Source organism: Sphingobium terrigena (assembly GCF_003591655.1).
Classification (GTDB): domain Bacteria; phylum Pseudomonadota; class Alphaproteobacteria; order Sphingomonadales; family Sphingomonadaceae; genus Sphingobium; species Sphingobium terrigena.
The window spans coordinates 41,935-67,613 of the sequence record NZ_QVRA01000019.1 but is presented as its reverse complement, the minus strand read 5'-3'; the positions used below and the strand labels follow the sequence as shown (position 1 = coordinate 67,613).

At 58.6% G+C, this 25,679-nt stretch carries 24 protein-coding genes and 1 pseudogene; 6 read left to right on the top strand and 19 right to left on the bottom strand.

The window, feature by feature from the left end; all coding sequences use genetic code 11:
- Positions 1 to 122: 122 nt before the first annotated feature.
- Positions 123 to 266, bottom strand: a complete 144-nt coding sequence (locus tag D0Z70_RS24975) for a hypothetical protein (protein WP_176401085.1) — start codon at positions 264 to 266, stop codon at positions 123 to 125.
- Positions 267 to 541: 275 nt separating this feature from the next.
- Positions 542 to 1,018 (bottom strand): transposase, encoded by a 477-nt coding sequence (locus D0Z70_RS17725; RefSeq protein ID WP_220475666.1) that lies wholly within the window; start codon positions 1,016 to 1,018, stop codon positions 542 to 544.
- Between the two features lie 392 nt (positions 1,019 to 1,410).
- Between D0Z70_RS17725 and D0Z70_RS17720 the strand changes: the two genes are divergently transcribed.
- The 5 genes and pseudogenes from D0Z70_RS17720 (at position 1,411) to D0Z70_RS17700 (ending at position 7,442) form a co-directional block, all read left to right on the top strand.
- Entirely contained in the window at positions 1,411 to 3,624 is a 2,214-nt protein-coding gene (locus D0Z70_RS17720; protein WP_239019001.1) for a TonB-dependent receptor, read from the top strand.
- Between the two features lie 400 nt (positions 3,625 to 4,024).
- Positions 4,025 to 4,978 (top strand): EamA family transporter RarD, encoded by a 954-nt coding sequence (gene rarD, locus D0Z70_RS17715; protein ID WP_119748714.1) that lies wholly within the window; start codon positions 4,025 to 4,027, stop codon positions 4,976 to 4,978.
- A 139-nt stretch (positions 4,979 to 5,117) separates the two neighbouring features.
- Entirely contained in the window at positions 5,118 to 5,963 is an 846-nt protein-coding gene (locus D0Z70_RS17710; protein WP_119748733.1) for a fumarylacetoacetate hydrolase family protein, read from the top strand.
- Positions 5,964 to 6,137: 174 nt separating this feature from the next.
- Positions 6,138 to 6,455 (top strand): annotated as a pseudogene (locus D0Z70_RS17705) (Tn3 family transposase); the annotation flags it as partial.
- Between the two features lie 408 nt (positions 6,456 to 6,863).
- On the top strand, positions 6,864 to 7,442 hold the full coding sequence (locus D0Z70_RS17700; RefSeq protein WP_220475665.1) for a transposase: 579 nt from the start codon (positions 6,864 to 6,866) through the stop codon (positions 7,440 to 7,442).
- A gap of 219 nt (positions 7,443 to 7,661) precedes the next feature.
- Here the strand turns inward: D0Z70_RS17700 and D0Z70_RS17695 are convergent, their stop codons facing one another.
- The 17 genes from D0Z70_RS17695 to D0Z70_RS17615 all read right to left on the bottom strand — a co-directional run bounded on the left by D0Z70_RS17695 (position 7,662) and on the right by D0Z70_RS17615 (position 24,707).
- The gene (locus D0Z70_RS17695; protein WP_088189902.1) at positions 7,662 to 8,498 is read right to left on the bottom strand and encodes an SDR family oxidoreductase; all 837 of its coding nucleotides are present in this window, start codon (positions 8,496 to 8,498) and stop codon (positions 7,662 to 7,664) included.
- 1 nt (position 8,499) lies between these two features.
- Positions 8,500 to 8,727 (bottom strand): hypothetical protein, encoded by a 228-nt coding sequence (locus D0Z70_RS17690; protein WP_119748712.1) that lies wholly within the window; start codon positions 8,725 to 8,727, stop codon positions 8,500 to 8,502.
- Entirely contained in the window at positions 8,727 to 9,329 is a 603-nt protein-coding gene (locus D0Z70_RS17685; protein WP_119748709.1) for a 2-keto-4-pentenoate hydratase, read from the bottom strand. The genes D0Z70_RS17690 and D0Z70_RS17685 overlap by 1 nt, the downstream gene beginning before the upstream one ends.
- Entirely contained in the window at positions 9,326 to 10,258 is a 933-nt protein-coding gene (locus tag D0Z70_RS17680) for an HpcH/HpaI aldolase/citrate lyase family protein (RefSeq protein ID WP_239019000.1), read from the bottom strand. Before D0Z70_RS17680 ends, D0Z70_RS17685 begins: the two co-directional genes overlap by 4 nt.
- 7 nt (positions 10,259 to 10,265) lie before the next feature.
- Positions 10,266 to 11,414, bottom strand: a complete 1,149-nt coding sequence (locus D0Z70_RS17675) for an acyl-CoA dehydrogenase family protein (RefSeq protein ID WP_096063729.1) — start codon at positions 11,412 to 11,414, stop codon at positions 10,266 to 10,268.
- Positions 11,415 to 11,442: 28 nt separating this feature from the next.
- Complete coding sequence (locus D0Z70_RS17670; protein WP_119748707.1) at positions 11,443 to 12,285, bottom strand: HTD2 family dehydratase; 843 nt, start codon at positions 12,283 to 12,285, stop codon at positions 11,443 to 11,445.
- Between the two features lie 16 nt (positions 12,286 to 12,301).
- On the bottom strand, positions 12,302 to 13,453 hold the full coding sequence (locus tag D0Z70_RS17665) for an acyl-CoA dehydrogenase family protein (protein WP_096063720.1): 1,152 nt from the start codon (positions 13,451 to 13,453) through the stop codon (positions 12,302 to 12,304).
- Entirely contained in the window at positions 13,450 to 15,117 is a 1,668-nt protein-coding gene (locus D0Z70_RS17660; RefSeq protein WP_088189908.1) for an acyl-CoA dehydrogenase family protein, read from the bottom strand. The genes D0Z70_RS17665 and D0Z70_RS17660 overlap by 4 nt, the downstream gene beginning before the upstream one ends.
- Before the next feature lies 1 nt (position 15,118).
- Positions 15,119 to 16,336: a CoA transferase gene (locus D0Z70_RS17655; protein WP_088189909.1), complete on the bottom strand. Its 1,218-nt coding sequence runs from the start codon at positions 16,334 to 16,336 to the stop codon at positions 15,119 to 15,121.
- 52 nt (positions 16,337 to 16,388) lie between these two features.
- Positions 16,389 to 17,594 (bottom strand): acetyl-CoA acetyltransferase, encoded by a 1,206-nt coding sequence (locus D0Z70_RS17650; RefSeq protein WP_119748705.1) that lies wholly within the window; start codon positions 17,592 to 17,594, stop codon positions 16,389 to 16,391.
- A gap of 4 nt (positions 17,595 to 17,598) precedes the next feature.
- Positions 17,599 to 19,020, bottom strand: coding sequence for an OB-fold domain-containing protein (locus D0Z70_RS17645; protein WP_239018999.1), 1,422 nt, complete (start codon positions 19,018 to 19,020; stop codon positions 17,599 to 17,601).
- 44 nt (positions 19,021 to 19,064) lie between these two features.
- Entirely contained in the window at positions 19,065 to 19,910 is an 846-nt protein-coding gene (locus D0Z70_RS17640; RefSeq protein WP_088189912.1) for a MaoC family dehydratase, read from the bottom strand.
- Position 19,911: 1 nt separating this feature from the next.
- Positions 19,912 to 20,817 carry an SDR family NAD(P)-dependent oxidoreductase gene (locus D0Z70_RS17635; protein ID WP_119748703.1) on the bottom strand — a complete coding sequence of 302 codons (906 nt, stop codon included), beginning with the start codon at positions 20,815 to 20,817 and terminating at the stop codon, positions 19,912 to 19,914.
- 117 nt (positions 20,818 to 20,934) lie between these two features.
- Positions 20,935 to 21,858 (bottom strand): fatty acid desaturase, encoded by a 924-nt coding sequence (locus tag D0Z70_RS17630; RefSeq protein WP_096063725.1) that lies wholly within the window; start codon positions 21,856 to 21,858, stop codon positions 20,935 to 20,937.
- A gap of 165 nt (positions 21,859 to 22,023) precedes the next feature.
- Complete coding sequence (locus D0Z70_RS17625) at positions 22,024 to 22,521, bottom strand: aromatic-ring-hydroxylating dioxygenase subunit beta (protein WP_088189915.1); 498 nt, start codon at positions 22,519 to 22,521, stop codon at positions 22,024 to 22,026.
- Positions 22,518 to 23,693 (bottom strand): aromatic ring-hydroxylating oxygenase subunit alpha, encoded by a 1,176-nt coding sequence (locus D0Z70_RS17620; RefSeq protein ID WP_096063727.1) that lies wholly within the window; start codon positions 23,691 to 23,693, stop codon positions 22,518 to 22,520. Before D0Z70_RS17620 ends, D0Z70_RS17625 begins: the two co-directional genes overlap by 4 nt.
- A gap of 27 nt (positions 23,694 to 23,720) precedes the next feature.
- Positions 23,721 to 24,707: a dihydrodipicolinate synthase family protein gene (locus D0Z70_RS17615; protein WP_119748729.1), complete on the bottom strand. Its 987-nt coding sequence runs from the start codon at positions 24,705 to 24,707 to the stop codon at positions 23,721 to 23,723.
- A gap of 153 nt (positions 24,708 to 24,860) precedes the next feature.
- Between D0Z70_RS17615 and D0Z70_RS17610 the strand changes: the two genes are divergently transcribed.
- Positions 24,861 to 25,661 (top strand): 1,6-dihydroxycyclohexa-2,4-diene-1-carboxylate dehydrogenase, encoded by an 801-nt coding sequence (locus D0Z70_RS17610; protein WP_235955284.1) that lies wholly within the window; start codon positions 24,861 to 24,863, stop codon positions 25,659 to 25,661.
- Positions 25,662 to 25,679 lie beyond the last annotated feature (18 nt).

The window sequence follows — 25,679 nt, the reverse complement described above, 5'->3', positions numbered from 1 at the left end:
GGCGTTTTGTTGCTGCCGTTGCGGTGATGACGGTATGAGCGCGGCGCTGGGCGCTCTCGCGGGCGGCTTTCGGTCACCGGATAGGACATTTCACATAGCCGTTTCCGGGTTTCAGGGCAGATTCATGCTTTGACGGCGCGTCGTTCGTGGAAGATCAGGCGGTTGAAGTTATAGGCCAGATTGGCCAATGTCAGTTTCGCCTCAGCCCGCTTGATTCCGATGGTGCGAATGAACAGCCCGAAGCGGTTTTTCTGATGCGCGAACACATGCTCGATCCTGGCACGGATCGCGGACTTGCGGCATTTGCGCGGGCGGTGGCCTTGGGCATGGACTTTCCTTGGGCTTGCGACGGTGGATGCGACTGGTCAGCATACGATCGGCTAGCCATACCGGCGGTCGATGCTGATATGGCTTTTATACCCGAACACCGGCAAGGCGACATCGGCAGCGGCTTGCAATCCTTATAGCGCACCTTCCCGCCGATCCTGAGCGTCCAGCGCGCATCTGTGTTCCTTTTGTGCCGCCTTGGCCGGGTTATCAGTCAGATATCCTGCGCCGACTCGCCATCCTTGATGGCCTGCCGCTCGTCATCGGTGTTGCGCTGCTTGGGTGCTGGCACCAGGCTGGCATCGATGATCTGCCTCGACATGCCGATGTAGGCCTTCTTGTGCAGTTGCCAGTCGAAGGCCTTCATCACCCGCATGAGCGTCCCGGTCTCCGTCATCCGGTTGCGAAAGTGCCGGATGGTGTTTCGTCGGGGGTGCGATCGCCGAGCGCAAAACCCAGAAACCGCATCCAGCTCAGCCGGTGGCCGGATCATATACTCCATCCGGGCATCGGAGAGATTATGTTGGGCCTGCATAATCAGGATCTTGAACATCGCGGCAGGGTCAAACGGCGGACGACCGCCCGTGCTGCTATCGCCATAACTCAGCCCATCGACCAGCCAGACCCGCAAATACTCAAAGTCCACGGTCCGTTCCAGAACATCAAGCGGATCGTCATGACGGCTCAGCATCTCAAGATGGTCATGCAGGCTGAAAAGAGACTCGGGGTCCATGGATCATTACTTCCGATGCCTACCCAATCAATGAATCACGAATGCCCCAAATCCGCCAGAGTTTTTGCCGGGGTCCAGCTTCAGTTGCACATCGTAATCAGCCGGTGCCTTCGTCAAAGTCGATTGTGTCGATTCAGGCCCTAACCCACCTGAGAAAAGCGCGGAGAGTCGATCTCTGTTGCATATTGTACATTGCGTTTGCTAGCAAACCGCTGCAAAGGGCCGTTGTCAAGGTTCGAAGTCGGCACCAGAGGCGGGAAGCATTCGTTCTGCGCTTATTCGCCGAATATAGAATGCATGTAAGCTGACACTTGAAATTAAGTTGCAGCTAAAAAGTGGGGAGAGATGTCGTGAAACGGGAATATAACAAGAGTCGTTTTGTGTTGTTTTCAGGTGCTTGCATGGGCGCAATGCTTTGCTCATCGGCTTCGATCGCACAGGATGCTGCTGGGGAAACGCCTCAGGCTCCAACTACGGGGTCTCAGCTTGCCTCGACGCAGCAACAAGAACCGGCTTCGGCGTTCGGGGACATCGTAGTTACCGCCACCCGTCGGGAGGCGCGCCTTCAGGATGTGCCGGTCGCAGTCACCGCCATTACTGGAGCCGGCTTGGCGGCAGCGGATGTTTCGACCCTTCGTACATTGACCCAAGTGGTTCCCGGATTCATCGGCAGCCGCAACATGGGCGTGTTCCAACCGGTGATCCGCGGGGTCGGTTCGACCGGCATCTCGATCGGTGACGAGCCAAATATCGCGACATATGTTGACGGCGTTTATCAGCCCGAATCGGCAGCGAACTGGATTGATCTGGTCGAAGTCGAGCGCGTCGAGGTCTTGCGCGGTCCGCAAGGTACAACTTTTGGACGCAACGCAACTGGCGGTCTTATTAATGTAATCACGCCTGACCCGAGTTTTGATTTTCGTGGCAAGGCCTCAGTTCGAGTGGGCCGTATGCGCAATGATGCCGGAGACTACGACGCGCGAATGTATGTTACGGGACCGATCAGTGAAACGGCGGCGCTCGACTTCGCCTCGCTCTTCCGTAAGAACGATGGTTATATCAAGGACCTTGTGCGCGGCGGAACGCTGGGCGGTCAGCGGGTCATCGACCTCCGCAGCAAACTTCTGCTAAAACCAGCCGACAATGTCAAGGTGGTTTTGACCGGAGAGTTTTTCGATCAGCAGAGCACGACAAATGCCCCACAACCGATCGATGGAAACACCTTAGGTCGAGCATTTCCGGGTGTAATTCTGCCGCGCGGCCCTTGGGAAGCCTCGCTTACCCGCGTTCCAGTACTTGACTTACGCAGATGGACTGCGGCGCTACATGTCTCAGTCGATCTGGAAACCGTGAACCTTGAATCGACAAGTGGTTTTCTCAATCTCCGTTGGTACCAAGAAACTGACTCCGATGCTTCCAATGTCGACATTGGCAACTTTCCTGCTTTATTCGCTACAGAATCTGGAAGCTCTGAGCTCAAACTGAGCTCTACAAACGCAGGCCCGTTTCAATGGCTTGTCGGCGGATATTTCTATCAGTTCGGTGGCCACGCGGACCTTAGCCCGTTTGCGACGACAACGCCGCCAAGTCCCCTGGTAGGTCCGCACCTTCAACCCGAGCTCTCGGGTCGTTCATTTGCTGGTTTCGGCGAGGGAACTTACGAGCTTTCTGGCGGCCTTTTCGTTACGCTTGGCGGACGTTATACAACCGAAAAACGCAGCTTTACGCAAATTCTAAACGGAAATACGGTCGCAAACGACGTCAGCAAAACATTTAATAAGTTCAACTACAAGGTCGGGGTTCGGTACGAAATTACATCACGCACGAATGTTTATGCGACTCACAGCACGGCTTTCAAGAGCGGCGTCTACAACATGGCTGCGACGTTGAGCACTCCGGTTCTTCCTGAAGAAATCACTGCCTATGAAGTGGGCTTGAAAACTGACCCCCTGCCCTGGCTACGTATAAACATTGCTACTTACTACTACGACTATAAGAACCTTCAGCTGCAGGCCCGGGCGGCTAATAGCTCTGCATATATTCTTCAGAATGCTGGCAACGCTGAGATTTACGGTGGAGAACTAGAGACCTTCATTTCTCCGGTCGACGGCCTCAAGCTTCGTGCTGCTGTCGCCTACACGCACGCCCGGTACCAAGATTTCACGGCGGCGCAGGGCTTCATTCCCCGGGGTAGCGGCGGCAACATCGTCGCCACGACGGATGCCTCTGGCAACGTGATGACTCGTGCACCTAAGTGGTCGGGTAACTTTGGGGCGGATTATACAACCGCGATGGGTGGAGGTACATTTGGCGCAGGCGCAAATCTTTCCTGGAGTTCGCGCGTATATTACGATTTCCTGAACATTTTTTCTCAACCCTCCTACACACTTACGAACGCCTCGATTTTCTGGACCCCCGACAGCCAGGCCTGGAAGGCGAGCTTGTGGGTCACCAATCTGACTAACGAAAAAGTCTTCCAGACTATTCGCCCGGGTGCCTTCAGTACCGACGGTTTCTACGAACAACCGCGTAAAATAGGTGCTTCGTTCGAGGTTCGATTCTGACATTGCGAAATAACGAGAATGTTTGACAGGCGCGGTTGATCCTAGCGTTGAGCAACATCGATCGTGAAAAGATTTGAGAGCGCTTTAACAGCCTGGTGACTCCGTGACGAAGAGCGGGCGATCAGAGCACCCGCTCTTCTCCTTTGAGCAAGAGTAATTATGTCGCGATCTGTCAGCGATCTTTGGCCAACCCTGCTACCAGTTTTAGGGGTTTAGCAGATAGGGCTATTCAGGCTACCTCAACTCGATTTCGGAAGCGAGAAGGCCGAGGCGAAGCAAGGTCAAGTGCCGCCGGGCTAAAAGATGCGTAGTAACAGCAATAGAACCACGGTCGATCGGACGACGTAATCCCGCCGTCATTTCGAAGGAAAATTAATAGGGATGATGAACTAGTTCAAACATGTTAATCGACATTTCTTATCGAAAGAATATTACCTTGAGCAAGACGGCAGATCCTGAGGTTTCCGGTCAGAAACTAAGGTTGAGATCCGGTATTGTTTACGCAACTTTGGCCTATCTGATCTACGGAGCCATGCCGTTTTACATGAAGCAATTGCAGGCAGTGCCGCCGAGTCAGATCATGGCACATCGTGTCCTATGGTCGGTTTTTCTTTTAGCAATTATCGTCAGCGTGCTCGGGCGATGGACCTCGCTACGCCGGACGATTGATATGCGTCTGGTCGGGTTGTTTGCTGCGACTGCGGCGCTCATTGGAGTGAACTGGCTCGTGTATATTTGGGCCGTTCTGAACGATCGTATACTCGAGACCAGTCTCGGTTTTTTCATAACTCCTTTGATAACCGTGGTTCTTGGCGTCGTGGCGCTGGGCGAACGCTTGACGCGGCTTCAAACATTTGCCGTCGGCCTGGCTGCTGTGGGTGTAGTCGCCCTTGCTGTTGGAAAAGGCCCCAACAGCTTGTGGATCGCGATGGTTCTGGCATTTACATTCAGCACCGCTGGCTTGATCCGAAAGGTTGCTCCTTTGGATCCGCTTTGCGGCCTTCTGATCGAAACATCTCTCATGGCACCGCTAGCGATGGCGTGGCTATTTCTAAGTTCCCAAAACGGGATACCGGTGTTTGGCGGCGACACATCTACCAACGTACTATTGATTTTTACTGGATTCGTAACGGCGGTACCGCTGCTGCTTTTCTCAGTCGCAGCCAAACAGATGCCATATTCGCTTGCAGGCCAATTCCAGTACATTGGCCCGTCGCTCCAGCTCCTGCAGGCCGTCCTCTTATTCCATGAACCTTTCGGTCTTTTGCACCTGTTCACGTTCGGATCCATCTGGTCGGGATTGATCTTCTTCGCTGTGGACGCTGTGCGTGAACAAAGAGCATCCCGATTTTGAAATTGCTATGGGAACGTCCATTGTAATAGCGCTGTCGACCCCAACCGTGCCTAGGTCTTCAACTAGATTATATACTTTGTACCTTGTTCTGAAGTGCCCTATCAAAGTAGCGAAAAAGTAGTTCATGGGAGGAATGAATATGAAACTGGTTCGGTACACTGCGAACGGAATTACCAGGTTGGGCAAAGTCGTGGGCACCAATGTTGTCGATCTAAGTGCGATAGCGCCGCATGGCTCAATGCGGCAGTTGCTGAACGATCTGCCCGAGATCCGCGGCTCAATTGAAGCGGCAGATGAACCGGCGCTCCCGCTGGAGAGCGTCATTCTCGAAGCCCCAATCACCGATCCGCAGAAGTTTCTGGCGATCGGTATGAACTATCAAGCGCATGCGCAAGAGGCGATCGCAGCTGGTATACCCGTGCCAACAAGCCAGCTGTGGTTTAACAAGCAGGTGTCGTGCATCACTGGCCCAGCATCACCGATCGTTTATCCGGCTGTTTCGAATGCGTTGGACTATGAGGCCGAGCTTGCTGTAGTGATCGGCAAGCGTTGCCGCAATGTGCTGCCAGAAGATGCACGTTCAGTGATCGCTGGCTACACCGTCGCCAATGATGTCTCGGCACGCGACTGGCAACACCGCACACCCACTTTCACGCTCGGTAAGTCGTTTGACACGCATGGCCCAATCGGTCCGTGGATCATAACCGACGACGAAATCCTTGATCCACACGCACTAACGCTCCGCCTCACGGTCAATGGTGAAGAGCGGCAGTCTACCCTGACCGGCGACATGATCTACAACATTTACGATCAGATCGCTTATCTGTCGCAGGTAATGACTCTAGAACCCGGTGACATCCTATCGACGGGCACGCCATCGGGTGTAGGCGCGGCAACTAATGGCCTGCTCAAAGTGGGCGATGTGGTCCGCGTTGAGGTGTCAGACGTTGGGGTGATCGAAAATACGATCGTCAGCGACGGCTGATCGTTTCTTTCTGCTTCACCTACCCAGTCGATCAGCTTTCCGAGTTCGTCCAGCGATGATGGAACCCCTAGTGCGCCCAGCAAAGCCAACCTGCTCCTGAACAATCGAACCGTGGGCCACGTCCAACCCTCCTCTAGGGAACTTCGATTGAAATAGCGCTGTCTACCCCAACCCCAGGCCGTCTTCGCGCACAAGCAGGGCCGGTTGCGGGATCGCACGTTCGAGGACCAGGCGCTCAAGGCATCGGGGCTGAACTTTGTCACCGCCGCCATCATCTATTGGAACACACTTTATATGGGCCGGGCAGTCGATCACCTACGCCGATCGGGCGAGCCTGCCCCCAACGAGTTGCTTGCGCATGTCGCGCCGCTGGGCTGGCGGCATATCAGCCTCACCGGCGACTATCTTTGGCAGAACACCGGCCATGGCGTCGATAACGACGGCTTCAGGCCGCTCAATCTTGGCGTCGAACCCATCGACCAAGTTGCATGAAGGGGGTCGAAGCTCATCTGACCCCGCAATGTTGCCTCTATGTTCAACTTACCGCTGTCCGTGTAACAAACCTTGAAGTGCCCCCTTCTGGTCGTCAGACCATACCCGCCGCCGCTCAACGCCCGAAATTATCGTCACCTGACCCATCGCACCGTCTCTAGTACCGGTGCAAACACCAGTGCTTGCACCGGTGCCATCTCCAAATATCAGCCGATCACCGCAAGGCGGCCCTCACCGGAGGCGTACCGCCTTCCTTGCTCAACGCTTCAAGATGGTCGCTCAAACTGAACAGGGACTTCGGATCCACCACGGCTCTCCATAATCGCTCCCGATCAGTGAATCACCATGACCGCGTAAACGCTACAGGTTTTTGCGGGTCTCCAGCTCAAGGAACGCGGCTATCTCGCCGTGGGTGGGCAGATCGTCGATGCCACACTGGTGGCTGCGCCCAAGCAGCGCAACACGGCGCCTGAAAAGGATGCGATCAAGGCGGGCAAGAAGGCCTGCGAGATCTGGCCCGATGAGCCAGTCAGGGCGGCGCAGAAGGACACCGACGCACGCTGGACGCTCAAGTTCGCAAAGGCCAAACCCTTGGCGAACGGCAAGCCGGGCATCGACATCGCCATCCCGAGCTTCGGCTACAAGAGCAGCGTGTCGATCTGCCGGACCTTCGGCTTCATCCGCAAGGGCAAGGTCACCGACGCAGCGCGCTTCGACGGACGAATGCTGCGTGATGTAGTCACCAGCGACAACACCGCCTCCGATGTCTGGGCCGACACGGCCTATCGGAGCCAAGCCAACGAGGCATGGCTCAAGCGGCAGAGCCGGGTCAGCCGAATCCATCGCAAGAAGCCACGCGGCAAGCCGATGCCCGAACGCACCGCCAGAGCCAACGCCGCCAAATCGAAAATCCGCGCCCGCGTCGAACATGTGTTCGCCCGGCAGAAAGACCAGATGCGGCTGTTCATCCGCACCATCGGCATCTAGCGCGCCGAAGCCAAGATCACCCACGCCCCCCTCGTCTACAAAATGCACCGACTCATCTTCCATGAACGACGGGTAGCGACGGGATAGCTGCGCCTGAAAGACGGCAATGCCAACAAAAGCCATCAGAATGGAGACCCAAGCGGCCCCAATCATGCCAAATCCTGCGCTGAACGCTCAAGTCCGCTCAGATCAACGGGTTGATGGAGGTGCCCAGGTCTTCTAATTGAATACGCCAGTCGTCGAGGCTCCGTCTACCGTGATGATGCTGCCAGAAATATATGAGGCCCGGGGCGACGCCACGAAGCAAATGACATCGCCGACTTCCTCAGGATCAGCCATTCGCCCGAGCGGGAAGGTTGCGTCCATTTCCGCCTGTAGCGCTTTGGGCGTCTTGCCTTCGCCTTCGGCGCGCTTTTCGATCAGGCGTCGCCAGCGATCCGTCATAACCCCCGAAGGCGCTACCCCGGCAACAAGAATGCCATGCGGCGCGCCATGATCCGCCAGCGACTTCGTAAAGTTGATCAATCCGGCGTTTGTGACGCCGACCGCCATGTAAGACGCTTTCGGGTTTCGCGCAGCAGCACCAACGACGTTGACGATGCGACCGCCGCCCTGATCGCGCATGAGCGGGAACACCGCCTGGGCGGTGCGGATGTAGCATTGCAGTTTCTCATTCCAACCATCCAGCCATTCCTGGCTGGAGATCGCCATAAAGTCGCCAGCGGGTAGTTTACCAGCGGCATTATTGACTAACACGTCAATGCGCCCCGCATAACGCTGCGCGGTCTCGATCAGATTTTGCACATCGTCATCGCGTGTAATATCGCAGGGGCATGCAATTACGTCATGCCCTGCCTTGCGCAACGCGGCGACCTCCACCTCCAAAGCCGGGCTTGCACGCGCAGCGGCAATCACCCGGGCACCTTCCATGGCAAAAGTCCGGAGCGCCGCTAGCCCGATGCCCTTGCTAGCACCCGTCAGCACCACAGTTTTGCCGCTTAGCTTCAAATCCATCGACAGGATCCCTTCTTGGTTTCGACCGGCATTGACGGCCACATCAGAAAATGGCCGAAACAATGTTCAGCAGGGTAAACTCACCAGTGACTGTATCTCCTTCTTGGGCGGCGTGGGCGCGTGAGAGCCCGACCGTCATTATGATGCTCATGGCGGGAATACATTCGCCGCGCTGCACCAGGAAATTGGCGAGCCAGGCGAGCGCCGCGCGCGGATCCCCGAGCGCGTTCGCGCCGATCCCATGAGCGATCGTCGCGCCTTTCGACGACATTAGCACGGCGCACAGGCGCAGGTCATCGAGCGACCGGAATGATCGAGGCGGCCGAGCACCACCCGCGCGCTCGAGCTGTTATCCGCGATATTGTCGACCGCGGAAAAGCAATAGCTCTGATAGCGGGTATGCACGATTTCGAGGCTCGCAATTGCGGAATCCACCGCATAGCTGATGCTAACGCGCGTCTGATCGGGGCCATGGACGTCGCGCCCCACACGCAGTGTGATTTCAGGCTCGATCAGGGGATGGAACAGGTTTTCGCTATCTACCCGACCCGTTCTTTCGGACACGAGCAGATCCTTTGTCAGCACGCCGAAATTGGGGTCGTTAATGCCCATCTGCGCGCGCATCTCGGCGCTAGTGTAGCCCAGCTTGAAACCGATCTTCTGTCGGTCGCGCCTCTGGAAGGTGCGCGCGGCAATTGCATAGATGTCGTCCTCCGACAGCCTGGGATGAGCGGAGCTAAGCGGCGCAATGCGGCGGCGCTCCCATTCCGCCCGCCACAGTTGTGCCGAGCAAGCATCTGTCAGACCAGCAGGCGACTGGTCGCCACGATTCTCGCCGGCGTCCGCTTTCCACAGACCCTCTGAATTGTTCATGATGCTTCTTCCTGAATAGCCGTGCCCGCACGATTGGCGCGCCGCAGGATTTGGCGGGCGCGGACCCTGACCGGGGCATCGACCATGGTTCCATCCACGGAAGTCGCGCCATCCTCACCTGTAGCCAATATCCTTTGCGCCCAAGCCAGCTCCTCCCGTGTGGGGGCGAAGCCGTTTCGCACCGGCGCAATCTGACTGGGATGGATGCAGAGCTTGCCGCCGAACCCAAGATCCAAGGCATAACGCGCGTGATCTTCCAGCAGCGCTTCTTCGCCCAGCGACGTGCACACGCCGTCGATTGGCGAAAGCAAGGATGACAGACGCGAGGCGAGTACAATCTCGCTGCGCGCCGCCAGCAGCGGCTCGCGCCGATGCGCGGCGCCGATATCCGCGCAATAATCGATGCTGCCGAACGCCAGGCGCCGCACGCAGGCGGAGGCGGATATCTCTCGCGCCCTCGACAAGCCAAGCGCCGTTTCGAGCAAGGCGATGACCGGCTGGCCCGCGACCACTTCGGAAGCCTGCTCGACGTCATGCGCGGACTCGGTCTTGGCGAGCATCAACCCGGACAGGGGAAGCGATGCGATCGCCGCCAGATCCTCTTCGTGCCATGGGGTATTGACTGCGTTTACACGCACAAAAATATCCATGTCAGCGGGCAAGGCGACGACGTGGCAAAGTGCTGTACGGGCTTGCACCTTATTGGCGGGAGCAACCGCATCCTCAAGGTCGATGATAATAGCATCCGCGCCCGAGGTGGCCGCCTTCGCATAACGCTCGGGCCGGTCGCCAGGCACGAAAAGCAGTGTGATGCTGCTCCGCATGGTCAAGATACCTTCGTGTCCACGGTCCATATGCCCCAAGTAGGCCCTCGACTGCACCACATACGCCGCACCCTTCTCTGCCTGGTCCTGTTCAAGACAGGGCAAGACCAGCTCAACCGCCGCGCTTCAGGGTCTCGCGCGCGATCACCAATTGCTGAATCTGAGAAGTGCCCTCGTATATACGAAAGATGCGCACGTCGCGATAGAAGCGCTCGATACCATGACCGGCGACATATCCGGCGCCGCCGAAGATCTGCACCGCGCGATCGGCAACCCTGCCGACCATTTCAGACGCAAACAATTTTGAAGCGGCCGCCTCCAGTGTGATACTCTCGCCGGCGTCGAGCTTGCGCGCGGTCTCAAGCATTAGCGCTCGCGCGGCCAGCGCCTCGGTTTTGGAATCTGCGATCATCGCCTGGACGAGCTGGAACTCGGCGATAGGCTTGCCGAACTGGCGCCGTTCGGAGGCAAAGGCGACGCAATCGGAGATCAGCCGCTCGGCCACGCCGACGCACAAAGCCGAGAGGTGCAGCCGGCCGCGGTCGAGCACCTGCATCGCCACACGGAACCCGCTTCCCTCCTCGCCGAGGCGGTTCGCCGCGGGGACACGCACGCCGTCGAAGTTGACCGTGCAGATATGCGCGCCCTGCTGGCCCATCTTGCGCTCGGGCGGCCCGACGCCCAACCCCGGCAATTCACTGGGTACAAGGAAAGCGGTGACGCCTGCCCCGCGCTTTTCATCCGGGTTGGTCCGCGCCATCACCGTGAACAGACCGGCCTTGTCGGCATTGGTGATATAGATCTTGGATCCGTCGAGAACATATTCGTTACCCTCGCGCCGCGCGCGTGTCCTGACCGAGCCAGAATCGCTGCCGGCCTCAGGCTCGGTCAGCGCGAAGCTGGTGATGATCTCTCCGCTCGCGATTCCCGGAAGCCAGCGGTGCTTCTGCTCATCATTGCCGAACATCACGAGGCCCTGGCTGCCGATGCCAACATTGGTGCCGAAGGCCGAGCGGAATGCCGGGCTGGTACGACCGATCTCAAGCGCGACGAGACTTTCATCTTCCATGGACAGCCCCAGCCCGCCGAATTCCTCCGGGATCGACAGGCCGAACAAGCCGAGCTGGCGCATTTCATCAATCACCTCGTTCGGGATCTCATCCGCCTCGGCGACCTTTGCCTCGATCGGCCGCAGCCGTTCGCTAACAAAACGGCGAATGGTGCCGATCAACTGATCTCGTGTCTCCAGATCGAGTGCCATGGCGGCATTTCCTTTCATCTTTTGATATTCACGACCGTATCGTTGCAGAGGCAGAAATAATGGTACGGCCGTCGTGTCCGATTGCGGCAAGACTGATTTCACCGCCGTCCCGCCGCCCCACAAGATGCATTTCAGGCCCCGCGAAAGCGGGCGTGCGGGCACGAAAGGCGAAGCTGGTGAGTACGTCCGAGCCGAGTTCACGCACGCACAAATCGAGCAGCAGGCTTGCCGTCAGCGGCCCTTGTACCACTAGGCCGGGATAGCCCTCAACCGCCGTCGCATAGGGAAGGTCATAGTGGATGCGGTGGCTATTAAAGGTTAACGCCGAATAGCGGAACAACAGCACCTCGTTCGGGACCATGTGCCGGTGCCAGGTCCAGTTTGATAGATCGGGCCGTGCTCCCCCCGTATAGGCCGTCGCCTGGACGGATCCCACCGCTTCACGATAGACGATCGTCTGTCGCTCGCGGATCGCGACGGTTCCACCCGCGCTGGTGACGTGATCGACCTCAACGAACGCAAGGCTGCCCGCGCTCCCGTCCTTTTCAGCGACCGACATTACCGTCGAAACACGTTCGATCTGCGCGCCGATCTGAAGCGGGGTATGGAAACTGACATCACTCGCCACCCACATCCGTCGCGGGAGCGCGATCGGCGGGAGGAACGCGCCCCGCACGGGATGCCCGTCACTGTCGATATCGGCCATGTTCGCATCCGGCAAGCACAGGCACCAATGGAAGCCGTGGGGCGCATCCGCGCCAATGGGTTGCGGCACGTCGAGCAGCGCGGCGAAGCGGTTCACCGCCGGTTGCGAAACCATGTCGTGCGTACGCAAAGGCTTCCCGAGCCAATCGTTCCAGCGTTGGCTCATCGTGCGACCCTCGCCATCAATAGGCCCTTGGCAGGCCAAGGACATGCTCGGCGAGATAGGATAGGATGAGATTCGTCGAGATCGGCGCGACCTGATAAAGGCGGTTCTCGCGGAACTTGCGCTCGATATCATATTCGGCGGCGAAGCCGAAGCCACCATGCGTTTGGACACAGGCCTCGGCCGCGGCCCAGCTTGCCTCGGCCGCGAGCATTTTCGCCATATTGGCTTCAGCTGCGGGGTTCTCGCCCGCCTCGTAGCGGCGCAGCGCGTCGTGAACCATCAACTCCGCGGCGCGCATCTGCGCATAGGCGCGGGCGATCGGGAACTGAATGCCTTGATTCTGTCCGATCGGCCGCCCGAAAACGCACCTTTCCCTGGCATAGGCGGCGGACTTGTCTATGAACCATTTGGCATCGCCAACGCATTCGGCAGCGATCAGTATCCGCTCGGCATTCATCCCGGACAAGATGTATCGGAAGCCCTTGCCCTCCTCGCCGATCAGATTGGCGCCAGGGATGGCCACATCGTCGAAGAAGATTTCGGTCGTCGAATGGTTCATCATGGTGTCGATAGGACGAATCGACATGCCCTTCCCGTGTGCTTCACGCATATCGACGAGGAAGGCCGAAAGGCCATCGGTGCGTTTTTCGACCTGGTCGCGGGGGGTCGTACGAGCGAGCAGCAGCATCAAGTCCGAATGCTCGGCGCGGGACGTCCATATTTTCTGCCCGTTCACAATGTAGCGATTGCCGTCGCGCTGCGCGAAAGTCGTGATAGACAAGGTGTCGGTGCCGCTTGACGGTTCGGTCACGGCGAATGCCTGGAGCCGCAGCGCGCCGCTGGCAATTCCGGGCAGATACTCGGCCTTCTGCGCCTGCGATCCATGGCGGAGCACCGTGCCCATGATGTACATTTGCGCATGGCAGGCGCCCCCATTACTACCCGAGCGGTGGATTTCCTCCAAGATCGCTGCGGCCGCCGAAAGCGGCAGCCCGGCACCGCCATATTCCTCCGGGATCAGCGCGGCGAGATAACCCGCGCTGTTCAACGCCTCGACAAACTCGCCCGGATAAGCGCGGTCCTTGTCCTTCGCGCGCCAATATTCGCCCGGGAAGTCGGCGCACAACTTGGCAACCTCTTCCCGGATCGCCTCATACGCCTCGGTCATCGTTCTGCGGTCCCGCGCTCGAGGAGACCACGTGCGATAATGTGCGCCTGTATCTCGGCCGCGCCTTCGAACACAGAGAGGATGCGCGCGTCGCACAGGATGCGGCTGATCTCGGTTTCCAGCGCATATCCGTTGCCCCCGTGGATCTGCAGGCTCGCGTCGGCGTTGGTCCAGGCAACCCGCGCGGCAAGCAGCTTCGCCATCCCTGCCTCTACGTCGCTGCGTCCGCCGGCGTCTTTGGTGCGCGCCGCAGCATAGGCCAGTTCGCGGGCAGCCACCGTCTCGAAAAGCATCGCAACGAGCTTGTCGGCAACCCGCGGGAAGTCGACCAGCGGGCGTCCGAACTGGTTGCGCGCAAGGGCGTAATCGATCCCGAGCTCGTACGCACGCCAGGCAACGCCGACCGCGCGCGCAGCAGTTTGGATGCGTGCGCCTTCAAAGGTGCGCATGAGTTGGCGAAAGCCTTCGCCCTCAACGTTCCCGAGCAGGCTCTCAGCGGATGCCTCGAAGCCATCGAAACTCAGCTCATATTCGCGCATACCACGATAGCCCAGGACCGCGATCTCGCTTCCGGCGAGACCAGGACCAGGGAACGGGTCGGTCTCGCTACCGCGCGGCTTGGCGAGCAGGAACATGCTGAGCCCACGATGGCCCTCGCCGCCGGTGCGTGCGAGCATGGTCATCAGATCGGTACGTGCGGCATGGGTGATCCAGGTCTTGGCGCCTGAGATGCGCCAGCTCCCGTCGGGCGCCGCCACCGCGCGCGTGGTCAGGCTGGCAAGGTCGGACCCGGCACCGGGCTCTGTGAACACCGCGGTTGGCAGAATCTCGCCGCTTGCCAGGCCCGACAGCCAGCGGGCCTTCTGAGCCTTGCTGCCGCCGAGCCCGATCAACTCGGCGGCGATTTCGCTACGCGTGCCAAGCGAACCAGCCCCGATCCAGCCGCGGCTCAGTTCCTCAGTCACGACGCACATTTCCAGCTTGCCAAGCCCAAGCCCGCCATATTCGGGATCGACGCATATGCCGAACGTCCCGAGTGCGCCGAGCTCTGCGATCAGCGCGTCCGGTATCAGCGCGTTGTCGAGATGCCAGCGATGTGCAAACGGCGTGATCCGCTCGGCGGTGAACCGTCGAAACTGAGCGCGGATTTCGTCGAGCGCTGCGTCGCCGGACGCCTCGTTCACGCTGGCCCCGGCACGCACCAGCGCGATCAGGCTGGCGCGGCTTCGCGCGTCCGCGCACGCGATCAGCGCGCAGACTGCAGGATCATCCACCATCCGGCGTGCCGACGCCTCGAGCCCCATTCGCCCGGGCCGAAAATATTCGTTGGGGCCGATGGCGAGTCCCCCTGCAAGCTGGCTGAGATAGTCGGCGAAGGCGAGGCGCAGGATCAGCGCATCGATTTCGCCGAAATCGCCACGCTCCTGCGCCGCCACCGCCCAGCCCATCAGCGCTTTGAGCGCGGCGATCGTCGTTTCAATCCAGGCATAGCCATGGGCATCATGCTGATGGTGGTCGAGCAGCGCGGGATTGACTGCGGCGCCCTCACCGACATTGCCCAGGAGCCGGCTACGAACGTCGGCGGCGAAGCTGCGCGCTGCGTCAAGCGCCGCTGCCGTCTGGTCGACCAGAGCCTCGAGCGACGGATAAGCCGAACAGCCCATCTCAACCCGCGGCCACGATGCCGCTGTCGTGCAGCTTGCCGACCTCGCCGGAGCTTAGGCCAAGCACGTTGGCGAGAATCTCATCGGTATGCTCGCCGAGCCGCGGCGCCCGGGCCGGTGGCAGCCGTTCGGCTTTTGGGATTGTGGCCGGCGCGCCGGGTATCGGGTAACGTGCACCGCTTGGCTGCTCGACCTCGGTAAAGATCGGATTGGCACGGACCAGATCGGGATCATCGGCAGCTTCCCGCATACTCTGGTAGGGACTCCAGCAAACCCCGAGCGGTTCGAACGCGCAGGCAAGATCGGCGAGTGTGCGCTTGGCGACCGCCTCCTCGACCAACGGCACCAGCTTATCGCGATGCTCGAAGCGGATACCTTCATCGCGTGCGAACGAAACGCCCTGCCCGGCCTCGATCTGTGCAACCCCTTGGGCAATGCCGAGCGCCTCAACGAGACCTTGCCACTGGCGCACAGTAAGCGCCATCAGCATCAGCCGGTGGCCGTCGGTGGTTGTAAAATCGCGCCCGAACGCACCAAATATCTGGTTGCCGAGCCGTGGCCGGTTCGCATCGCTGTCGAGCACTTCGGCAAGCATACCAAGGTTGGCGACACTGGCGATCGCCATATCCGCCAAGGGGACGCGCACTTCCTGGCCAGCGCCGGTATCGCGTCGATGGCGTTCGGCAGCAAGGAAAGCAAAAGCGGAATAGGCACCGGTCAGCAAATCCCAGGCGGGCAGCACATGATTGACCACCGCATCGCCAAGGCCGGACGGTCCGGTGATCTGGGGAAAGCCAACCGCGCAATTGACGGTGTGGTCTAGCGCGGGACCGCCATCGGCGCGGCCCATGATCCGCAGCGTGACGAGGTCCGGCCGCAATGCAGAAAGGCGTTCATGCGACAGGAACCCTTCGACAGGATAGTTCGTGACGAACAGTCCGCCCGTTGGCCCTGGCGCGGTAATCAAGGTGGTCGCAAGTGCGCGGCCTTCAGCACTTGCGAGATTGATCGCAATCGACTTCTTGCCCTTGTTGAGCGATTCCCAATAGAGACTGGCTCCGTTCTTCGCGCGCGGCCAGCGCCTGAAATCGGGCCCACCGCCAATCTGATCAAAGCGGATCACCTCGGCCCCCATTTGCGCCAGATACATGCCGCAAGTGGGAGAGGCGACGAACGATGACGCCTCGACCACGCGCATCCTGTCAAGCAGCCGGTACATCGCCGATCAGCCCGGCGTAGCGCGCGGGCGTGCCGCAGTTCCGGCCTGGTAACTACGCATCCGGAAGGCCCACGATGGCGACCGCACTGACATTCTGGTTGGGCATACCGCCAAGGTTGTGCGACAGGGCGAGCCTTGGCGGTGTGCTGCGCTGGCGTTCGCCCGCGCGCCCGAGCAATTGCAGATAATTCTCGTAGATCATCCGCAGTCCCGACGCGCCGATCGGATGGCCAAAGCATTTGAGCCCGCCGTCAATTTGGCAAGGCACCTTGCCGTCGGCATCGAAGAAGCCGTTGAGCACGTCCTTCCAACCCTCGCCTTCGGGACTAATGTAAAGGTCTTCCATCGTTACTAATTCGGTGATCGAGAAGCAGTCGTGAACCTCGATTAGGCTGATTTCGTCTCTTGGGTTGGTGACACCGGCCTCGTCATAAGCCTTGACGGCGGCGGTACGCGTGGTGTGGAAATAGCTTCCGTTCCAGCCCGTGCCCTGGCTCTCCCACCCGTTGGAGGTGACGATTTGTAGCGCCTTGACTGTTACCAGGTCCCGCTTGCCCAGCGTATGGGCGATCTCGGGTGTCGTGACGATCGCGCAGGCCGCGCCGTCGGAAACACCGCAACAATCGAAAAGCCCCAGCGGATCGGCAATCATCGGCGCGTTCATGACTGTGTCAATGTCGATCAACTTGCGCAAGTGTGCTTTAGGGTTTTTCGCACCATTGGCGTGGCTCTTTACCGAAACATGTGCCATCGCCAGCTTGAGGTCGTCCTTCGACACCCCATGCGCGTTGCGATAGGCCGCAGCGAGCTGGGCGAAATTGCCGGGTGCAGAGCCAGTGACGCCGATCATGTCGAAGGTCGACCCGCGCGTGCGCACCGGCAGCCCGCCATAGCCGGTATCCTTGAGCTTCTCGACCCCGACCGCGAGCGCAATGTCGGCGGCACCCGATGCGACGGCATAGACGGCGCCGCGAAACGCCTCGGTGCCGCTGGCGCAATAATTCTCCACCTTGGTGACGCCGATATTGGGCAGGCGCAGCGCGGTGGCGAGCGGGATGCCGGACGGGCCGATATTGACCGCGTCGAACGCCACGCTCAGCCATGCAGCGTCGATCTGCGAGGTGTCGATGCCCGCGTCGGCGATGGCTTCCTGAAAGGCCTCGACGGCGAGCTGCTCGGCGTCCTTGTCCCAGCGTTCGCCAAACTTCGCGCACCCCATGCCGAGGATTGCGACCTTGTCCTTGATGCCTTTAGCCATCGGATTACTCCCCCGCTGCCGGTTGCTGCACCGGCACGGCTTTCCAGAAATACTTGATGAAATCGCGTTTCTCGTCGACCGCCTTGATGCGGAACATCATCTTCATCGCCAAGCCGACCTCGATGCTCTCGGCATCGACATCGGCGAATTCGGTAAACATCCGCCCGCCGCCCTCGAAATCGATCATGCCATAATATTGCGGCGGGGCAGGCGAATAGGTCAAGCTGTCAGCGGTGTAGGTGACGATCCGCGCCTGCTTTTCGGCGAGCGGATAATCTTCCTGCGTGCCAATGGCACGGTCGGTCGGATTGACGCTGATTTCCGAGCGCGGGAACTGGACGGTCCCGGTCTTGGTGCAGCGCCCGCCGACCAGACCAAGCACTGTCTTGCGGTTGCGGAACAAGGTTGTGCCGGGCTGCTTTTGGTCGGCCTCGGCACGCATGCCACGGTCGAGATCGAGCAGGCCGCGGTGGAACAGGAAGCGCAGGTAATTCTCATCCGCCTTGCCGCGCGCAAGCGCGCCGGAAAAGCCGTCACGCCTCGGCAGGTTAGCGATGGCTTCGGTCGTCTCGAACAGCAGCACGTCGCAACCCTGTCCGAAGCCGACCAGCATGATCGTCTCGCCGGGCCTTGCCTGTTCCAGCGCCGCCGCCAGCATCAGCAGCGGATGGGCAACTCCACTGTCGCCGACGTTCGGCGCAAGGGTATCGGCAACGGCGGCGGCGGGCACGCCAAGCTTTTTTGCAAGGCCTTCGGGCACGCCACGCACGGTGATGGGGATCAGGAGGCGGTCGATCTTCGCCGGATCAACGACAAGAGTTTCGATCGCAGCGGCGAGCGCATCGCCGAGGAGCATGGAGTAGCCCTCGTCCCGGATCCAGCGGCTTTCCCACGTATAATCGAAGTCGGCACCCGATGCTCGGAAATGGTCGACGAAGTCGAGCGTCACACTGTGTGACCCGATAAAGCGCGCAATCGGATCGCCAGCGCCAACGAGTATCGCGGCGGCAGCGTCGCCCTGGACCAGTTCCCCTTCTGATGCGGGACGCGCCTTGCGCAACTCGGACGCGACGCAAAGCTGCGTTCCCCCGTTTACTCCGGCGTTCAGCGCCTGAATAAGCGACGATGTGCCAGCACGCTGGCTTCCCGCGACGTCCAGCGCTGAGATGCTGTCCGACAAAGTCAGCGCTTCTTTGACTATGCCGCTGTTTAGCCGATCGGCAAAGGGGTGGGTGGTCGAGGCGAGCGACAGCGCTGTGACTGTGCCGCGGTCAAACCCGGTGAGGCAATCGCGCGCCGCCTCGACTGCCATCGTGACGCTGTCCTCATCCCAGTTGGCAATCGCACGCTCGCCCATCGCGAGGCCTTTGAGGCCGGCCGCAAACCAAGCGTTGGCCGCGAATATCGCCGAACGTTGCAGCCGCAAGCGAGGTATGTAGGCGCCATAGGAAAGGATTCCGGAATTGGCGTTCATGATGGTGCCATCTCCGCATAACCGTTGTTGAGAACGACGACACTGCGCTCCTCAGCAGTCGCTCGGAAGGCGGCGCGGTCGCCATCCTCACGCCAAATTTCTACCCTGATCGTCTCCCCCGGAAAGACTGGGCTCGAGAAGCGTACATCCATCCGCTTAAGCAGCGTTGGATCGTTACCGCATAGAGCCGACAGAACAGCGCGGCCCGCAATGCCGTATGTACACAGGCCATGTAGGATTGGACGCGGGAACCCTGCTGCGCGCGCCACGTCCAAATCGGCGTGCAGCGGATTATAATCGCCTGACAGCCTGTAGATCAGCGCCTGTTTCTCATCGGTGGGCAGCTTCACGACATGGTCAGGTGCGCGATCGTCCGGGAGCGGACGGGGGCGAGGAGCGCCATCGGCCTGGCCGCCAAAACCGCCGTCGCCGCGCAGGAGCAGAGTATTGCGCACCGTCGCGAGGTGTATACCGGTAGAATTCTCGATACGACGCGAGGTAAGTATGATCGCGCCCTTGTCCACGCCCTTATCGAAAATGGCATCAATGCATGTACGGCCCAAAAGATCGCCTTCTGTGGGAAGTGTCGCAAACAGTTCAACCGAGGTCTCACCATGAAGGATCTTCTGCCATGAAATGCCGTAAGCAGGATCCTGCCAGAAGAAGCCGGGATAGGCGAGTACCACTGCCATTGACGGCAGGGCCTGCAACCCCTTCTCGTACACGAAGCGCAAATCATCAGCACCCACACCCAAAGCGTATAAGATCGTGTCACGTTTGGTGAAGCTGTGCCGGGTTTCCTGAGGCGGTAGCTGTAGCAGTCGATCCGGGTCGAGCGCCACCTCAGATAGGATCCCAGCTGAAAATATCTGTCGATCTCTGCAGCGGGTGGAAGCTGGGCTTAAGCGCAGGCAGCAATTCGCTCGCGATCGTCTCGACGGTCCAGCCGTCGGAGCGGTGTACAGAGCGGAGCGGACGCGGCACGCTGAAAAGGAAAATCTCGTTCTTTCTAACCGCAAATATCTGGCCGCTCACATCTTTCGATGCGTCGCTGGCGAGGAATGCGGCAAACGGCGCGATCTTTGCCGCCGACATCGACTTCATTCGCTCGACGCGACGCTTGTCGTCCTCGGTCTCGGCCTGGATCGTGCCGATCATTCGGCTCCAGGCAAAGGGCGCGATGCAGTTTGAGCGTATGCCAAAGCGCTGCATGTCGAGCGCAATCGAGTTTGACAAGCCCACAATGCCCAGCTTCGCGGCGGAGTAATTCGCTTGACCAAAATTGCCGATCAATCCTGACGTTGACGTGAAATGGATGAATGCCCCGGAGCCCTGCTCCTTGAAGTGCGGCGCGGCAGCTTGCGACACGAGGAAGCTACCATGCAGATGAACGTCTATCACGGCGCGCCATTCGGCCTCATTCATTCGGTGAAAAATGCGGTCGCGAAGGATACCGGCGTTGTTCACCACGGCGTCGATGCGTCCAAAGGTGTTGACCGCATCCTCGATAATCGAAGCCGCGCCAGACGAATCAGTGACACTGGCGAGATTAGCGCACGCCTTGCCGCCCGCCGCCTCGATCTCGGCAACCACTTGTGATGCGGGACCCGCATCCTTGCCTTCGCCCGAAGAGGAAGTGCCAAAATCATTGACTACAACGCAGGCGCCTTCGCGAGCGCAAAGCAACGCGATCTCACGACCAATCCCTCCTCCCGCACCAGTCACAGCAACGACCTTATTCTCAAGCATTCCCACCCTTCGCATCTCCCTGTATTGCCGTGGCTCTCCCTCAAGCTCGGTAGCCAAACGCGGTTCAAAGCCAGCGCCATGACCACTCCGTCACCGAGCCACGGATGCCGACCGCCATCATTCCGCCGGTTGGATTGTCGAGTCTCTAGATTGACGATAGGCTAGATGAGATGCGATGTTTTCTGGCTTGAGCCCGAATGCTGTCTGCCTGCTGATGTCCTGACGGTTGATCTCGTCATATTTAACGAAATAGGCCCTGTGCATCCGGTAAAAAGGAATTTCCGGATAGAGATGATGGATCAAGTGGTAATTCTGATAGACCAGCAATGGCGTCAGCAGCCATTCCCATCCATAGCGCATCGTTGTCGCCATGTAGGGCTGCTCGTCCTGCGCGACCATAGCCGGATAGTGCGGCAGAATCACGAAAACCACAGCAATCAGGAATAACGTTATGCGCGAGGGCAGGAACCATAGCATGAACAGTTCAAAACCAAATCCAAAATAGAGCGCACCTACGAACAAGGAGAGCAAACCGCTATAGAACAGGACGAGTTCTTTCCCGTGTCTCTTGCGAACGCTCTGGCCTCGTTTCAGGAAGTAGTGGATGTACGCACCATCAAAAAACGTCCAACGGAAGGGCACCTGCCACCAAGGCGATTCATGCTCGAAGCGATCGGGGTCGAGTGGACCATTGGCGTAACTGTGATGCTTGTTGTGTACCCAGCGTAATAGCACCATCGGCGCATAGGGGAACAAGAAGAAGAGCCCGATCGCCCCAATCGACTCATTCAGCCATTTTACTCTCGAGAGAGAATAATGCGCTGCGTCGTGTATTACGCTGAAAAGTAGGTAAGTGATCAAGCCGTTGGCAATGGTGCCAAGCCAAATGGGCATCTTCCCCGTCAAGGAGAGATACCAGACGCAGCCGATACCGCCCATCGAGGCGACAAACAACAAGGCGGTTGGCAGCGCCAGCACTGGAGGTTGGCGAAGTTGCTCAAAATATTCTTGCTGGCTTTTTGGAAAAGCACTCGCAACCATGCCACGTCTCCCGAATTCTTACTTGTTGATGAGGGCGGCCAATCAAGTTTAGCGCCCAGTCTGCCAATTGGCCAATTACGGTCCGCGCGTCCCAATTTTGGCTGTCGTTCAACAGCTTTAGCTATAGCAGGTGTTGCATAATATGCAACACCTATCACCGGATCGTCATATCGGATAGACCAAATATCGTGGAAGCACAGAGGTATCGAGCTCAGCCCGCCGCGACAATAGCTTCAGCCCGCCATTCTTTTGTTGCCGCACGCTGTCAAGATATTGGCCTGCGGCAAGCACCTGGGTGATGCCACTGTCTTTAGGCGTCATGAACACGGAAAAGTTGGACCGCATTTCCAAAGTGGCTGTATCGGCTCGATGATAGCTGGTCAATTGCACGAAATGACGTGTACGATAGTCCTGAAATGTGCCGACCCAAATGTCATTTACGAAAGTGACGCGATCCTCGAGCCTCGCCCGGCAGTCGTCGTACATAAAGCCAAGGGCAAGTCCGTGCTCTGAATTTTCCGCCGAACGGCAGAAATACGACGCATTCTCCTCGTCCGCGTAATTATCAAGCCATCTCTGCATATCTTTGCTATCAAGCGCGTCAGCATCCGCTAGCAGAACGGCATTGAGCGCCGCTTCAAGCGACATATCTGTCTCTATCATGCCGTCGCCCTCTCGAAACCCATGACCGACCGATAATATTCCCAGCGCGGCAGATTGCCGCTCTCGTCGTTTTGAAGGAACTCCGATTCCAGCTTCAAAGGGTCATGCACTCCCTTTTGGAAGATGGCAGAGCCGGGCGTATGATTTCCGATATGGATGCGATGGAAAATCGAGGCATCTTCCATGCTGATCAGGCCGCATGGCCCCAGCAGGTTTGAACTTTGCCGCAGTCTGTGCCGAACCATGTCCTCGTCGTCATCCTGATGTGCGAAATAGGCGTAGTGGACCTCGACCGTCTCAGCATCGATTGGTGTCGCAAAACGCAAATTGATGACATCAAGATGCTTCGTCGAAACAAAAGTGGGAAAGAGAGAAACGATCCGTGAGCCGACCGCCGGATCCTGCCCTTTGAATTCGATCAGCGATTTGTCTTTCAGCACGGTGGGCCCGGTTGCCACAGAAAGCGCAGATTCGAAACAAATGTGGCCGCGTTTTGTTGCTGTAAACTGGCGACCGTTGCCGCCTTGCCAGTTAAGCATCTTGAACGCCTGATGAAGCAATGGGGCATGATAGCCATCATTGTCGGTGTACGACTTCCAGTTCGTATCATAGCGCACTTTCTGGTAGCCGAGCAGTTTGAGACGCCCATCGCCTGCTAGCAGTTCGCGCAACGTATTCTGCGAATCTCCAAGATATGCCAATAGCGGCTCGGTTTCTGATGAGAGCGTGACGAAAACAAGGCCGAAAAAAATGTCAAACCGCGGCTGGGCAAGCGGATAGTCTGCTTTGTTGAAGCCGGGAAGAAATTCCCGAGGGTTCGGACAGCCGACCAGATCGCCTTTCGAATCGAACAGCCAACGGTGATAGGGGCATTCAAATTCGGTCTTGTTGCCCATGACCGCCGTTTCGAGTTGATTGCCGCGGTGCGAGCACGCGTTATAAAACACCCGCACCACGCCCTCGACGTCGCGCCCGATAAGCAGTGGCACACCCGACAATCGGTATGTCTTGAAATCACCTGCGTTAGGCAATTCACTTTCATGAGCGACCGGATGCCATTCAGTACCGTGGAAGATACGCTTGACCTCTTCCGCGTATATGTCCTCTCGGACAAAAGCCTCTTTTGGAACTTCATTGTAGTTTTTTGGCCAGGACAACTTCATTTCGGTCATCGCTCTCTCCCAGTTATCACGCTTATCTTATTTCTCGGCTTCGAGCGCTCTGCCGAGATCCGCCCACATAATGCCCGATTTACGGGCACCTTCCAGGAACGGTTCGGGACATAGATGATAGGGCGGGCGCACCGGACCAGCTTTCATCCACCCACCTGCATTCATCCGAGCCTTTTCAAGCGCGATGTTGTACGTTGAGAAGTCTTTGAAACTCCCATTAGGAAACAGCGGCGCTGCGGTAGGACCGAGCAGCGCCTGAAAGGCACGTGCCTCCTTCCAGTTACCGGTCGAGCGCGCGTTCAACACTACATCGCGCAAGGTAGTGGTTACCAACGGGCAACATACAGCACCACTCGACCAGAATGCGTCGATCGAATCGTCCATGCGGGCCGCAGCATAGTAGTCGAAGTCGATCGGCAATAGCTTTATGCGGCCCCGGATCGTTGCAAGGTCTGCCAGTAGATTGCCGACACCGATATATTTCGCTGTTACGACCTGAGGAATATCAGCCACCTGACCCCAGAAGGAGCGCGAAAATTCGAATTTGAAGGCTTCGGGATTGGCATAGATCGCTATGTTCATCTCTGGTACGGCTTCAGCGACATCCTTGTAGAACTGGACTGCAACCTCAAGACTTGGCGCGCACCACATAGGAACTCCAAGCATTGTACCATCCGCACCGAGCTCTAGTGCTTGCCGGGTCAATGTTACGGTATCGCGGGTATTGAGACAGGTTGTGCCGACAAATATTGGCACTCGACCGGCTGCGGCATCAACCAGCGCCTTTATGAAATCGAGCTTTTCCCCGTGAGTCATAGTCGCCGCTTCGCCAAGCGTCCCCATGCTGAGTATCCCGTTTATACCCGCCTCTACCAGGCCATTTACAACGCGAGCAGTTTCATCGAGATCTACGGTATTCGTCGCTCTCCAATCCGACGCATTATCCTTCGCCGGAGTGGGAATAATCGCCCACGCACCTGTCACCTCACTAGGGGTCATAAGTCTATGGGTCATCTTCGTGGCTCTCCTAACATTTGGTCCGATGATGCAGCCGAGCTGCTGGACGTTATTCATTGTGTAATGCTTTGCCTTGCATGACACAAGGCGAGAGGATAAACAAGGGCAGCGCGATACGGCTTTTCGGTTCGTTGCGTGAGCTCGCTAAGGATGGACGCCCTAATTATGACTTCGACAAGACGGTTCGATAAACAAGTCGCAGTCGTGACGGGTGGAGCGCAGGGGATCGGGCTAGCCACCGCCACACGCATGGCGGAAGAGGGTGCGATCGTAATCATCGCCGACCGCGCCGTTGAGGCTACGCGGGCTGCGGTCGAACGGCTGCAGACCAGTGGCGCGAATGTCCACGCCGCCAACTTCGACCTAGAGACTTGCGAGGGGGCCGTCGAACTGTACCGGCTGGTTGCCGATCGCTTCGGAAGAATCGATGTGGCGGTTCACAACGTTGGCGGTACTATTTGGGCCAAACCCTACTGGGACTATACATCAGACGAGATCATAGCTGAAATAAACCGGTCATTGTGGCCGACTCTTTGGTCCTGCCACGCCGTTTTACCCTTTATGTTGGCAGCCGGGCGCGGTTCCATTGTCAACATCGGTTCTGTCGCCACGCGCGGCGTAAACCGGGTGCCTTATGCTGCGGCCAAGGGTGGGGTCGCTGCATTGACTGCCGCTTTATCGCTTGAACTGGAAACGAGCGGAGTTCGCATCAACTGCGTTGCGCCGGGCGGTGTCAATGTGACGCGTGTAACGCCACGCGATCCTGTTCCGATGACCGATGCTGTGAAATCAGGCTTTGTAAAGGTCATGGAGCAGACCGTGCGCGACACCCCAATGGCCCGGTTCGGCGAACCCGAGGAACTCGCCGCAGCAATTTGCTTTTTCGCCTCTGAGGAAGCGTCCTATATCACCGGGCAGACTCTATTCGTTGCAGGCGGAGGGATCGGATAAGAACCCTCAGCTTAGCCA